The 12396-nt window shown below is 60.8% G+C and carries 12 protein-coding genes; 5 read left to right on the forward strand and 7 right to left on the reverse strand.

Annotation, left to right across the window (positions count from 1 at the left end; genetic code table 11):
* The first annotated feature begins 27 nt into the window (after nt 1-27).
* From FHT82_RS22725 to FHT82_RS22740, 4 genes are read left to right on the forward strand one after another with little or no spacing between them, the layout of a single operon-like run.
* Nucleotides 28-957 carry a glutaminase gene (locus tag FHT82_RS22725; protein WP_183735102.1) on the forward strand — a complete coding sequence of 310 codons (930 nt, stop codon included), beginning with the start codon at nt 28-30 and terminating at the stop codon, nt 955-957.
* 60 nt (nt 958-1017) lie between these two features.
* On the forward strand, nt 1018-1884 hold the full coding sequence (gene ttcA, locus FHT82_RS22730; protein ID WP_183734930.1) for a tRNA 2-thiocytidine(32) synthetase TtcA: 867 nt from the start codon (nt 1018-1020) through the stop codon (nt 1882-1884).
* A gap of 44 nt (nt 1885-1928) precedes the next feature.
* Nucleotides 1929-2759, forward strand: a complete 831-nt coding sequence (locus FHT82_RS22735) for an inositol monophosphatase (protein WP_183734931.1) — start codon at nt 1929-1931, stop codon at nt 2757-2759.
* 17 nt (nt 2760-2776) lie between these two features.
* The gene (locus FHT82_RS22740; protein WP_183734932.1) at nt 2777-3601 is read left to right on the forward strand and encodes an inositol monophosphatase family protein; all 825 of its coding nucleotides are present in this window, start codon (nt 2777-2779) and stop codon (nt 3599-3601) included.
* A gap of 4 nt (nt 3602-3605) precedes the next feature.
* On the opposite strand, the gene hisC is transcribed toward FHT82_RS22740, so the two are convergent.
* The 5 genes from hisC to FHT82_RS22765 form a co-directional block, all read right to left on the reverse strand.
* Nucleotides 3606-4664, reverse strand: a complete 1059-nt coding sequence (gene hisC, locus FHT82_RS22745) for a histidinol-phosphate transaminase (protein ID WP_183734933.1) — start codon at nt 4662-4664, stop codon at nt 3606-3608.
* A gap of 30 nt (nt 4665-4694) precedes the next feature.
* Nucleotides 4695-5975 carry a multidrug effflux MFS transporter gene (locus FHT82_RS22750; protein ID WP_183734934.1) on the reverse strand — a complete coding sequence of 427 codons (1281 nt, stop codon included), beginning with the start codon at nt 5973-5975 and terminating at the stop codon, nt 4695-4697.
* A gap of 118 nt (nt 5976-6093) precedes the next feature.
* Complete coding sequence (locus tag FHT82_RS22755; RefSeq protein WP_183734935.1) at nt 6094-7341, reverse strand: multidrug effflux MFS transporter; 1248 nt, start codon at nt 7339-7341, stop codon at nt 6094-6096.
* 137 nt (nt 7342-7478) lie between these two features.
* Nucleotides 7479-7814, reverse strand: coding sequence for a Grx4 family monothiol glutaredoxin (gene grxD, locus FHT82_RS22760; protein ID WP_183734936.1), 336 nt, complete (start codon nt 7812-7814; stop codon nt 7479-7481).
* A 339-nt stretch (nt 7815-8153) separates the two neighbouring features.
* On the reverse strand, nt 8154-8384 hold the full coding sequence (locus tag FHT82_RS22765) for a hypothetical protein (RefSeq protein ID WP_183734937.1): 231 nt from the start codon (nt 8382-8384) through the stop codon (nt 8154-8156).
* A gap of 167 nt (nt 8385-8551) precedes the next feature.
* On the opposite strand from FHT82_RS22765, the gene FHT82_RS22770 reads away from it, so the two are divergent.
* The gene (locus FHT82_RS22770; RefSeq protein WP_183734938.1) at nt 8552-9703 is read left to right on the forward strand and encodes a hypothetical protein; all 1152 of its coding nucleotides are present in this window, start codon (nt 8552-8554) and stop codon (nt 9701-9703) included.
* 135 nt (nt 9704-9838) lie between these two features.
* On the opposite strand, the gene FHT82_RS22775 is transcribed toward FHT82_RS22770, so the two are convergent.
* On the reverse strand, nt 9839-10072 hold the full coding sequence (locus tag FHT82_RS22775) for a BolA family transcriptional regulator (RefSeq protein WP_007826248.1): 234 nt from the start codon (nt 10070-10072) through the stop codon (nt 9839-9841).
* Between the two features lie 19 nt (nt 10073-10091).
* Entirely contained in the window at nt 10092-12323 is a 2232-nt protein-coding gene (gene purL, locus FHT82_RS22780) for a phosphoribosylformylglycinamidine synthase subunit PurL (RefSeq protein WP_183734939.1), read from the reverse strand.
* Between the last annotated feature and the right edge of the window lie 73 nt (nt 12324-12396).

The raw sequence follows: 12396 nt of genomic DNA on the forward strand, positions 1-12396 counted from the left end.
GGCTTTTTTGTTCTCTGGAGAGAAGCCATCATGGATTTGCAGGCAGTCCTCGACAGCATTCACAAAGAGATTCAGCCCCGCATCGGCGAGGGCAAGGTGGCGGATTACATTCCCGAACTTGCCAAGGTCGATCCGCAGCAGTTCGGCATGTCGATCATCACCGTCGACGGCAAGGTCTACAGCGTCGGCCATGCCGACGTCGCCTTCTCCATCCAGAGCATTTCCAAGGTCTTCATGCTGACGCTGGCGCTCGGCAAGGTGGGCGAGGGGCTGTGGAAGCGGGTCGGCCGCGAGCCTTCGGGCTCAGCCTTCAATTCCATCGTCCAGCTCGAGCATGAGCATGGCATTCCGCGCAATCCCTTCATCAATGCCGGCGCGATCGCCGTCAGCGACGTCGTCATGGCCGGCCATGCGCCGCGCGAGGCGATCGGCGAATTTTTGCGCTTCGTGCGTTACCTCGCAGACGATGAATCCATCACCATCGACGACAAGGTGGCGCGTTCGGAGACGGCGACCGGTTATCGCAATTTCGCGCTTGCCAATTTCATGCGCTCCTACCGCAATCTCGACCATCCCGTCGATCATGTGCTTGGCGTCTATTTCCACCAGTGCGCGCTCTCCATGACCTGCGAGCAGCTGGCTCGCGCCGGCCTGTTCCTGGCCGCACGGGGCAGCAATCCGCTGACCGGTCATTCGGTCGTTTCGCCAAAGCGGGCGCGGCGCATCAATGCGCTGATGTTAACCTGCGGCCATTACGACGGTTCCGGCGATTTCGCCTATCATGTCGGCCTGCCGGGCAAGAGCGGCGTCGGCGGTGGCATCTTTGCGGTGGCGCCGGGCATTGCCTCGATCGCTGTCTGGTCGCCGGGGCTGAACAAAGTCGGCAATTCGCAGCTTGGGGCGGTGGCGCTGGAGATGCTGGCGGCGCGCACCGGCTGGTCCGTTTTCGGTGATTGAGACTGGGTTGGGCGGCGGCTTTCTGCTAAGCAGGACACGCACATCAGACTGGACGAGAAGATGAATATCGCAGCCAATATTGCCGACGATCTGGAAACGGCTGAAACCAGCATCGGCCATGCGCTGTTTGCCGACGCGCCGCATTCGGTCTCCTTCAACAAGCTGCGCAAACGTCTCTTGCGGCAAGTGCGACAGGCCTTCGACGATTTCGATATGTTGAATGGCCAGAAGCGCTGGCTGATCGGCATTTCCGGCGGCAAGGATTCCTATGGGCTCCTGGCGCTGCTGCTCGACCTGCAATGGCGCGGCCTGCTGCCGGTGGAGCTGATTGCCTGCAATCTCGATCAGGGCCAGCCGAATTTCCCGAAGCATGTGCTGCCGGAATATCTCGCCAGGATCGGCGTCAAACATCGCATCGAATATCGCGATACCTATTCGATCGTGAAGGAAAAGGTGCCTGAAGGGGCGACGTACTGTTCGCTCTGCTCGCGTCTGCGCCGCGGCAATCTCTATCGGATCGCCCGCGAAGAAGGCTGCGATGCGCTGGTGCTCGGCCATCACCGCGAGGATATTCTTGAGACCTTCTTCATGAACTTCTTCCATGGCGGGCGGCTTGCCGCCATGCCGGCGAAGCTGCTGAACGATGAAGGCAACCTGATGGTGCTGCGGCCGCTCGCCTATTGCGCCGAGGACGACATGGCTAGGTTTGCGGCGGCCATGCAGTTTCCAATCATTCCGTGCGATCTCTGCGGCTCGCAGGACGGGCTGCAGCGCAATGCGATGAAGGACATGCTCGCCGATATCGAGCGCCGCATGCCTGGCCGCAAGGACACGATGCTGCGCGCGCTCGCGCATGTGAACCCGTCGCACCTGCTCGATCCGAAACTTTTCGACTTTTCTGCGCTGACCGTCACCCAAACGTCATAATGGACTTGCTATGAGCCTCTGCAGATCCATGCAACGAGTCCAAAATGAATTTCTCAGACAATGACATAGAGTTTCTCGGCGACTGCCTCCGGCACGTCGCCGAAGAAGAGATCATGCCGCGCTTCCGCAATGCGGCCGCGGCCAGTGTTTCCGAAAAGACATCTTCCGTCGATCTCGTCACGCAGGCCGACCTGCGCTCCGAGGCCTATCTGACGGCCGTCATCCGCGAGCGTTTTCCTGCAGCACTCATCGTCGGCGAAGAAGCCTACGAGGCAGATCGTTCCGTCGTGCCGGCGCTTGCCGATGCCGACCTTGCCTTCATCATCGATCCCGTCGACGGCACCTTCAATTTCGCAGCCGGCCTGCCGGTCTTCGGCACGATCCTCGCCGTGACGATCAAGGGCGAGACGGTTGCCGGCCTCATTCACGATCCCGCACTCGGCGATACCGTCGTTTCCATCAAGGGCGCCGGCGCTTTCCAGCACAAGCGCAATTGCGAGCCTGTCCGTTTGAAGGTGGCAGAGCCAATCGAGCTTGGCCGCATGGTCGGCGCCATGTCCTTCAGTCATATGGACGAGCCTGACCGTTCGCGCATTGCCGGCAATATGGCCAAGACCCGCATGACTTTCGCTTTCAATTGCTCGGCCTACGAATATTGGATGGTTTCCTCGGGCAAGCTGCATTTCATCGGCCATGAAAAGCTGATGCCTTGGGATCATCTTGCCGGTGTTCTGACGCATCAGGAGGCCGGCGGCCATACTGCGAAATTCGACGGAACGCCTTACAGGCCGGGCGAGATTTCCGGCGGCATCATCTCTGCTCCCGACAAGGAAAGCTGGCAGATGATCCGCAACGAGATCGTCGGCTACCGATAAACCGAGGGGAGACCGCCATGACGACTGCCATAGATACGATGAAGCTTGCCAATCTCTTGCGGCAGGCAGCGAAAGCCGAGATCCTGCCGCGCTTTCGCCGGCTGGGCAGCAGTGATGTGCGCGCCAAGACGGAAGCGACCGACCTCGTGACCGAGGCGGACGAGCAGGCCGAAAGAATGATGAAGGCGGAGGCCGCGCGCTTCTGGCCGGAAGCGCTCTTCATCGGCGAAGAATCGGTCGCCTCCGATGCAGCCCTTCTCAACAAGATCGAAGGCGCGGATCTCGCCATCATCGTCGATCCCGTCGACGGCACCTTCAACTTTGCCGCCGGCATTCCGGCCTTCGGCGTCATGGCCTCGGTTGTTTCCAAAGGCGAGACGGTTGCCGGTATCATCTATGATCCGATGGGCGACGACTGGGTCATGGCGGAAAAGGGCGGTGGTGCCTGGCTGCGGCGGCCGGATGGCGAATCGCAGCGGCTGCGGGTGGCCGAGCCTGTGGCGCTCGACCAGATGGTCGGCATGGCCTCGACCGGCTACTTGCCGCAAGACAAACGCGCCGAAATTCTTGGCAATCTCGCGAAGGTGCGTTTCCTGACCAACTATCGCTGTGCGGCCCATGAATACCGCACCTTTGCCAGCGGGCATGTGCATTACCTGATGTACAACAAGCTGATGCCCTGGGATCATCTGGCCGGAACGCTGATCTGCCAGGAGGCAGGTGCCTATGCCGCCCGTTTCGACGGCTCGGCCTATCTGCCGCATCATGTTACCGGAGGACTGCTGATCACGCCGGACAAGGACAGTTGGGATATCCTGCGCCGTGAGGTCGTCACGGTCTGAGCCGTCAGGCGAGGATCTGCTTCAGCGCATCCAGAAGCTTGTCGCATTCGGCATCGGTGCCAATGGTGATGCGCAGGAAATTCTCGGTGCGCGCCCCGCGGAAATGCCGTACGAGGACCGCGCGCTTGCGCAGTTCCGCAGCGAGTTCCGCGCCGCCGCGGGTGCTGTGGCGGGCGAAGACGAAATTGGCGGAGGAGGGCAGGACTTCGAAGCCGAGCCCGCCAAGCGCGACGGTCAGGCGCTCGCGGCTTGCGACGATCAGGTCGCAATGTTTCCCGAACCACTCCCGATCTTCCCAGGCAGCCACGGCGCCTGCCTGGGTCAGTCTGTCCAGCGGATAGGAATTGAAGCTGTCCTTGACCCTTACCAGGGCATCGATCAGCGGCCGCTGACCAACGGCGAAGCCGACGCGCAGACCCGCAAGTCCGCGCGATTTCGAGAAGGTCTGGATGACGAGCAGGTTCGGATACTTCCGCACCAGCGGGATGGCGCTTTCGCCGCCGAAATCCACATAGGCTTCATCAATGACGACGACCTGATCGGGATGCTCCTGTAACAGCGCCTCGATCGCGGCCAGCGGCAGTGCCGTCCCCGTAGGCGCGTTCGGATTGGGCAGGATGATCGCGCCGCAGGGCCGGCGGTAATCCTCGATGCGAACCTGCATCTTTTCGTCCAATGGGACCTCGCGGAAATGGATGCCGTACAGGCCGCAATAGGTCGGGTAGAAGCTGTAGGTGATGTCGGGGTAGAGCAGGGGCAGTTCGTGCTTCAGCAGTGCCTGGAACGTGTGTGCCAGAACCTCATCCGAGCCATTGCCGACGAAAACTTCACCGGGATCGAGATCGTGGCTTGCGGCAATCACCTTGCGCAGCTTGAGGCCCGTCGGCTCGGGATAAAGCCGCAGCGTGTCGTTGACCGCTTCCGAAATCGCCGCCAGCGCACGGGGCGATGGGCCGTAGGGGTTCTCATTGGTGTTGAGCTTGACCAGGCCGTCGATGACGGGCTGTTCGCCCGCCACGTAGGGCGTCAAGGAATGGACAATGGGGCTCCAGAAACGGCTCATCGTGATTTTCCAGTTATGCCTGCTGCAGCATTACATGTGAACGGCGCCGGGGTCGATCTGCGGGCTGTCGCCGGGATGGGTGAAAAGCTTGCCCTTTTCCGCCCAAAGCACCATGACGACGGTAACGGCGCCGAAGAGCGCAAAGCCGCCGAACAGCGGCTGGACGGTGCCGTTGAAGAGCTGGCCGACGCCGCCGCCGATGATAGCGCCGAAGGTCGTCGACACGAAGCCTGTGACGGCCGTTGCGGTGCCGGCGAGATTACCCATCGGTTCCAGGCTGATCGCCGTAAAGTTGGTAGCGATCACCGCAAACATCATCAAAAGGATCGAGAAGAGCGCATACGAGAAGGCGAAGGACGGCGTGCCGCCGAGTGCCGCCACGAAGCCAATCGCCGAGACGATGGTGAACAGCAGCATGGCTGCATGCGAGATACGGCGCATGCCGAAAGTGCGCACCAGCATGCCGTTCAGGAAGTTGGCGACGGCGATGCCGCCCGCTGTTGCCGCGAAGGCAATCGGCAGCCAGTCACCGAGGCCGTAAACCTCTCCGAAGACCTGCTGGACCGAGATCACATAGGCGCTGATGACGCCGGTGAACATGGTCAACCCGATCATGTAGCCGCAGGTGATACGGTTGGTCAGAACCGTCTTGAAGCCATCAACGACCGCGCCGAAGGACAGCGGGATGCGCTCCTCCGGCGGCAGGGATTCCTTCAGGCGCAGCAGCGCCCAGACGAAGAGGATCGTCGCAACGATGCCGAGCAGGATGAAGATCCAGTTCCAGTGGGCATAGGTGATGATGAGCTGGCCGACCGAGGGAGCGACGATCGGCACGATCATGAAGACGATCATGACATAGGACATGACGCGGGCCATCTCACGGCCGCCGAAGCAGTCACGCACGATTGCCATGGTGGTGATGCGCACGGCCGCACCGCCGATGCCCTGAACGAAACGCATGATCAGCAGCATTTCGAAGCTGCCGGTTGCGGCTGCCGCAAACATGCCGACCACGTAGCAGGCCAGACCGCCGAGCAGGATGTTGCGGCGGCCGAAGGCATCCGAGAGACTGCCGAAGACGATCTGGGAGGCGCCAAACCCCAAGAAGAAGACACCGATGACGAGCTGTGCGTCATTGTTGCTGGTGACACCCAGCGAATGGCCGATATTGGGTAGCGCTGGCAGCATGCTGTCGATCGCCATGGCGATGCTGGCGGTCATGATGGCGATCGTCACCACGAACTCGACAAAGCCCATGCCGATGCGGGCAGAACCCTGATTTTCCGTGTGCGGTTTGTGCGTCGGAGTCATTCTAATCCCCCTGAATGACGGAAGAACGGACGCTAAAGCGGCCGAATTGATGCGGGATGCGGCAGGCTCCTACCAAGATGCCCCGCCGCCTGATGTGTCTGAAAGCCTCAGCCTGATATCAGTGGCCGATATCGGTGAAGCTGGAAAGCGATGCGTCCTTCGACAGCGGCGCATGCTGCGGTCTGAACAGCCGGCCCTTTTCGGCGATCAGCACGAAGACGATGCCGACAAGCGAGACCGCGAAGTAGCCCGCGATCATCGGCGTCGCCGTGCCATCAAAAGCCTGCCCGATCAGGGCTCCGATCGATGCGCCGCCGATCGTGCTCATAAAGCCGATCACCGAGGAGGCGGTGCCGGCAAGGTGACCGAGCGGCTCCATGGCGAGCGAGTTGAAGTTGGAGCCGATCCAGCCGAACTGGAACATGACCAACGCGAAGAACACGATGAAGATCGGGAAAGGCATTGGCTGCGGCCCCGATATCTGCACCATCAGCCAGATGAAGCTCAAGAAGCAGAAGCCGAGGATCGAGGCGTGCGACAGGCGGCGCATGCCGAAGCGGCCGACCAGCTGCGAATTGATGAAGGACGAAAAGGCCATGAACAGCGCCACTCCGGCAAAGGCGACGGGCATATAGACGCCAAGCCCGTAGATGCCGACATAGATCTGCTGAGCGGAGTTGATGAAGCCGAACAGTGCGCCGAAAAGGATCGTGCTGGCAATGGTGTAACAGAGGGCGATGCGATTGGAAAAGAAGATCGCAAAGCCCTGCGCCACCGAGCGGACCGTGAACGGACGGACATTGGCGGGATCAAGCGTTTCCGGCAGGCGCAGATACATCCACGTGCCGACAGCCGTCGCCATGGTGCCGATAAAGACGAAGATCATGTGCCAGGTGCTGACAAGCATGATGATCTGGCCGCTACCCGGCGCGATGACCGGCACGACCATGAAGACCATCATGATGAGCGACATGACCTCCGCCATCTGCCTTCCGCCGTAGACATCGCGGACGATGGAAATAGTAATGACGCGGGTGGCGGCCGAACCAAGTCCCTGGATGAAGCGCAACGCCAGCAGGCCCGCAAAAGTTGGGACCACAGCAATGCCGAAGGCGGCAACGACGTAAATGCCGAGGCCGATCAGCAGCGGAACACGGCGGCCGAAGCGATCGGACAGCGGACCGTAGAAAAGCTGGGCGAGGCCGAAACCGAAAAGATAGGCGGAAACGACATATTGGCGATGATTTTCGTTCTCGACGCCGAGGCTGGAGCCAATCTGCTGCAGCGCTGGCAGCATGATGTCGATTGCCAGCGAGTTGACGGCCATCAGGAAAGCCGCAAGCGCGATAAATTCAAGCTTGCCCATGGGCAGCCGACCCGCGGACATGGCTTGTGATGAATCTGTCACAATGAAATTCCCATAAACAGGTCAAGGCGCTGCTTGGCACAGCGCCTCGAACTCAAGATACAGATTTGGAAACCGGACGGACGCCCGATGACCGATCAGGCGGCGCCCTTAACCGTGACGCCCTTTTCCTGGAGATGCTGCTGCAACTCACCTGCCTGGAACATTTCCCGGACGATGTCGCAGCCGCCAATGAACTCGCCCTTGACGTAGAGCTGGGGGATCGTCGGCCAGTTGGAATAATCCTTGATGCCCTGGCGGATTTCCGAATCGGCGAGCACGTTGATGCCCTTATAGTCGACACCGAGGTAATCGAGGATCTGGACGACCTGGCCGGAGAAACCGCACTGCGGAAACTGCGGCGTGCCCTTCATGAAGAGGACGACGTCGTTGCTCTTGATCTCGTTTCCGATGAATTCGTTGATACCGCTCATAGGCTCTAATCCTTTCAACAGGCGGGTTAAAGGCCCGCCGTTTCAATCGTTTTCCTTAGATAGCATGTGGGGGCCGGAATTCCACCCGCCAAAACCAAAAAAAGACCAATCCGCGACACTTAGCGACGCATATTGTTGCCTCTGCGTTACGGCGTCTTGGCGAGGCTGGCCTGGATCCGTTCGATCGCGGTATCGGCGAAGCGACTGACGTCCCGTTGCGAGACGTCGGTCATACCGCCGAGATCGCGCCCGTCCCTGATTCCTCGAGCATACGCGACCGATCTTCCTTGCCTTCCGGGCAAGGCGTGCCGGCCTTTGCAGCTTCCAGTGAAGAAGGCTCTAAGCGCGGCGCTGTCTGCTGCGGCCTGCCGCCGTGCGGCGCTTGCTGACCTGCTTGCGAGCGGGCTTACGGCTCGTCGACGTTGCCTTGCGGGTGGTGCGGCTTGTCGTTGCAGACGCTGCCTTGCGGCGCTTGCGCTTGGTCGTGGTGCGGCCTGTCGTCTTCTTCAGGATTTCCTTCAACACGCTGTTGACGACGCCCGACACCAGTTCATTCACGAGATTGGCCACAAAATCCCCCTCAATCCTATCGAAACACGCCTTGCGCTATTGAATTCCGGAAGAGTTCGCTTAGCAAGACGGCTCGAAGGTTCTATCCGGTTTTTCGCCGTATTTTCAAGCGAACCCGTCATCCTGGCAACGGCGCCCCCAACCCGACAGAAAAGAAGAAAAAGACTATGAAACTGATCGACAAGCGGGTTGCCCTGCATTTCCCTGGATTCGAGCCGCTTGATGGCGCAGCGCACCGGGCGCGGTATGAGCGTACCGCAAGGCAGAGCGCATCCGTCTGGGGCTATAATGTCGCTACGGGTGCCGCAGGCGAAGGGCACTATGTTTCCTTCGATGTCAGCACCGGCGCCGATGGCTGGCAGACGCAGACGCGCGTGCATGTCTTCGACCATAACGCACTGGTGCAGCGGTTGCGCATGGGCAATACGGCAAGCCGGATCGCGGCAGGCTTTCTGAGCTTCTGGCAGGTGGTGCGGGAAGGCGGCATGGCCGGCTATTTCCGCCACGCTTGGCGCTTCGGCCTGTTCTTCATCTTTCCCTTCCTGCTGACGGCATTTGCAATCCTGATCACGCTGCAGATCCTGACGCTGCACTACTGGCTTGGGCTTCCCGGCTGGCATGTCGGCTGGAGCGCACCGCTGGCAGCCATCTTCTTTATCTTCGGCTTCCTGCCGTTCTCGGAGCGCTTCCACACGCTGCATCTTTTTGCCGATTGGGAAATGGCGGTGGCGCTGGCACGCATGGACAGGCCTGATTTCAACGACTGGCTGGAGCAATGCGCGACGTCGATGCGCGAAGCGCTCAACGTGGAGGCCGATGAATATGTCATCTCCTCACACAGCATGGGCTCCAGCGTCGCGGCCCATGTCGTCGGCATTCTGCTGGAGCGGGAGCCGGATGTCTTCAAGGGCAAGCGCGTGGTCTTTACAACACTCGGCGGCGCCATCCTGCAATGCGCGCTGATGTCATCTGCCACGCTGCTGCGTTCGCGCGTCGGACTGATTGCGCGTTGCCCGGATATTTTCTGGCTGGATGTGCAGTGCCTGACGGACTCGATCAACTTCTACAAGGTGCCGGTCGTCAGCGTTTCCGGCCATCCGGATGCCCCGCAGGCCAGCATGATCCATATCCGCGTGCGGCAGATGCTGACGCCGGAACATTACAAGAAGATCCGTGGGGATCAGCTGCGTGTGCATCGCCAGTATGTGCTGGGGCCGGACATGAAATCCTCCTTCGATTTCACATTGCTGACGGCAGGCCCGATGCCGGCCTCGGTCTTTGCCTATCCTGAGCAGGACAAGCTGCCGGCTTGCGAATAGACGGACAAAGAGGTGAGGGCGCGTCGATCTTCGAGCAACCGCCTCCATTCCAAAATAAAGGCCCGGCTGCAAAAACGTCTTCCAGCCAGACCTTTTCATTTCCAATCTTCGATCGGTCGAAGTCAGGGGGTCGGTTCAATCCGGCGCCGAGGTCTGCAGGGCAAGGGCGTGCAGGATGCCGCCCATGTTGCCCTTCAGCGCCTCATAGACCATCTGATGCTGCTGCACGCGGCTCTTGCCGCGGAAGGCTTCCGCGACAACTTCGGCGGCGTAGTGGTCGCCGTCACCTGCCAGATCGCGGATCGTCACCTTGGCACCGGGAATCCCAGCCTTGATCATGTCTTCGATATCGCCGGGTTTCATGGCCATGATCGTTACTCCTTGCGCATCATTCCGCGGCAAGTTCGCCGCGGCCTTCCATGTAATCAGGGAACCACGATTCATGGGCATCGCGCAATTGCTGAATTGGCAGCGCAATCAGATCGTCGACGACGAGGCTGTCGCCCTGGACCGTACCAAGGCGGCGGAAGGGCACGCCGGCGCCTTCGGCATTGGCGCAGACGAAATCCGCGACCTCCTTTGGAACCGTCAGCACGTAACGCGCCTGATCCTCGCCGAAGAGCTGCGCATGCGCAGCACCCTTGCCTTCGCTGAGGCTGACCTTGAGACCCTTGCCTGACGCCATTGCCATTTCAGCAAGCGCCAGCACGAGACCGCCGGAGGAAATGTCGTGGCAGGCGGTCGCCTGACCGTTGCGGATGACGGAGCGGACGAAATCGCCATTGCGACGTTCTGCGAAGAGATCGACTTCCGGTGCCGGGCCTTCGATGCTGCCGACGACATCGCGCAGATAGACGGACTGGCCAAGATGGCTGCCGTCGATGCCGATAAGCAGAACCCTGTCGCCTTCGGCAGCGCTGCCGATGCGGGCCATCTTACGCCAGTCGGGCATCAAGCCAACGCCGGCAATGGTGGGCGTCGGCAGGATCGCAACGCCGTTGGTCTCGTTATAGAGCGAGACGTTGCCGGATACGATCGGGAAGTCGAGCGCGCGGCAGGCTTCGCCGATGCCCTTCACGGCCTCGACGAACTGGCCCATGATCTCGGGCTTTTCCGGATTGCCGAAGTTCAGATTGTCGGTCGCCGCCAGCGGCTCGGCGCCGGTCGCGGTGATGTTGCGCCAGCATTCGGCAACGGCCTGCTTGCCGCCTTCGAAGGGATCGGCCTCGACATAGCGCGGGGTAACGTCGGAAGAGAAAGCAAGCGCCTTCAGCGGATGGCCTTCGACACGCACGACGCCGGCGTCGCCACCCGGAAGCTGCAGGGAGTTGCCTTGGATCAGCGTGTCATACTGTTCGTAGACCCAGCGGCGGCTGGACTGATTGGCGGAGCCGACGAGCTGCAGCAGCGCTTCGTTATAATTCTGCGGTGCTGCCACGAGATTGGCGGGCAGGGGCGCGCGCTTGCCGGATTCGCGCCAGGGGCGGTCATATTCCGGAGCCTGGTCGCCGAGATCCTTGATCGGCAGATTGGCGACTTCCTCGCCCTGATGCATGACGCGGAACCGAAGGTCATCCGTGGTCTTGCCGACAACAGCGAAATCGAGGCCCCACTTGACGAAGATCGCCTTGGCTTCCTCTTCCTTTTCCGGCTGCAGCACCATGAGCATGCGCTCCTGGCTTTCCGACAGCATCATCTCGTAGGCGGTCATGCGCTCTTCGCGCACCGGCACCTTGTCGAGTTCGAGCAGGATGCCGAGATCGCCCTTGGCGCCCATTTCGACAGCCGAGCAGGTGAGGCCGGCCGCACCCATGTCCTGGATGGCGATGACCGCACCGGTCTGCATCAATTCCAGGCAGGCTTCGAGCAGGCATTTTTCGGTGAAGGGGTCGCCGACCTGAACCGTCGGACGCTTCTCCTCGATCGATTCGTCGAATTCAGCCGATGCCATCGTCGCGCCGCCGACACCGTCGCGGCCGGTCTTGGCGCCGAGATAGACAACCGGAAGGCCGACGCCCTTTGCTTCCGACAGGAAGATGGCATTGGATTTCGCAATGCCGGCAGCAAAAGCGTTGACGAGGATATTGCCGTTATAGCGGGCATCGAACTCAACCTCGCCGCCGACCGTCGGCACGCCGAAGGAATTGCCGTAGCCGCCGACGCCGGAGACCACGCCGGAGACGAGGTGGCGAGTCTTCGGATGATCCGGTTCGCCGAAGCGCAGCGCGTTCATGGCCGCGATCGGGCGCGCGCCCATGGTGAAGACGTCGCGCAGGATGCCGCCGACACCGGTCGCGGCACCTTGATAGGGCTCGATATAGGAGGGATGGTTGTGGCTCTCCATCTTGAAGACTACGCAATCGCCGTCATCGATATCGACCACACCGGCATTTTCGCCCGGCCCCTGGATGACGCGCGGCCCCTTGGTCGGCAGCGTGCGCAGCCACTTTTTGGAGGATTTATAGGAGCAGTGCTCATTCCACATGGCCGAGAAGATGCCGAGCTCGGTAAAGCTCGGTTCGCGGCCGATCAGATCCAGAATGCGCTGGTACTCGTCCGGCTTGAGGCCGTGTGAAGCGATGAGTTCCGGCGTGATCTTGATAGTGTTGGGAATGGTCATGAGCTCTCGAAAATCCCTGCCTAGAGCAATCCAGCAAACGTGCGCAGCGGTTTTGCGTTCGGAATGCGTGAAA

Source organism: Rhizobium sp. BK275, assembly GCF_014193555.1.
GTDB lineage: Bacteria > Pseudomonadota > Alphaproteobacteria > Rhizobiales > Rhizobiaceae > Rhizobium.

What these genes read in the sequence shown, in the direction of transcription:
- FHT82_RS22770 (WP_183734938.1), top strand. Translation starts at nt 8,552, where the DNA reads ATGAAACTGATCGACAAGCGGGTTGCCCTGCATTTCCCTGGATTCGAG.
- FHT82_RS22755 (WP_183734935.1), bottom strand. Translation starts at nt 7,341, where the DNA reads ATGGGCAAGCTTGAATTTATCGCGCTTGCGGCTTTCCTGATGGCCGTC.
- FHT82_RS22775 (WP_007826248.1), bottom strand. Translation starts at nt 10,072, where the DNA reads ATGGCCATGAAACCCGGCGATATCGAAGACATGATCAAGGCTGGGATT.
- purL (WP_183734939.1), bottom strand. Translation starts at nt 12,323, where the DNA reads ATGACCATTCCCAACACTATCAAGATCACGCCGGAACTCATCGCTTCA.
- hisC (WP_183734933.1), bottom strand. Translation starts at nt 4,664, where the DNA reads ATGAGCCGTTTCTGGAGCCCCATTGTCCATTCCTTGACGCCCTACGTG.
- ttcA (WP_183734930.1), top strand. Translation starts at nt 1,018, where the DNA reads ATGAATATCGCAGCCAATATTGCCGACGATCTGGAAACGGCTGAAACC.
- FHT82_RS22735 (WP_183734931.1), top strand. Translation starts at nt 1,929, where the DNA reads ATGAATTTCTCAGACAATGACATAGAGTTTCTCGGCGACTGCCTCCGG.
- FHT82_RS22740 (WP_183734932.1), top strand. Translation starts at nt 2,777, where the DNA reads ATGACGACTGCCATAGATACGATGAAGCTTGCCAATCTCTTGCGGCAG.
- FHT82_RS22750 (WP_183734934.1), bottom strand. Translation starts at nt 5,975, where the DNA reads ATGACTCCGACGCACAAACCGCACACGGAAAATCAGGGTTCTGCCCGC.
- grxD (WP_183734936.1), bottom strand. Translation starts at nt 7,814, where the DNA reads ATGAGCGGTATCAACGAATTCATCGGAAACGAGATCAAGAGCAACGAC.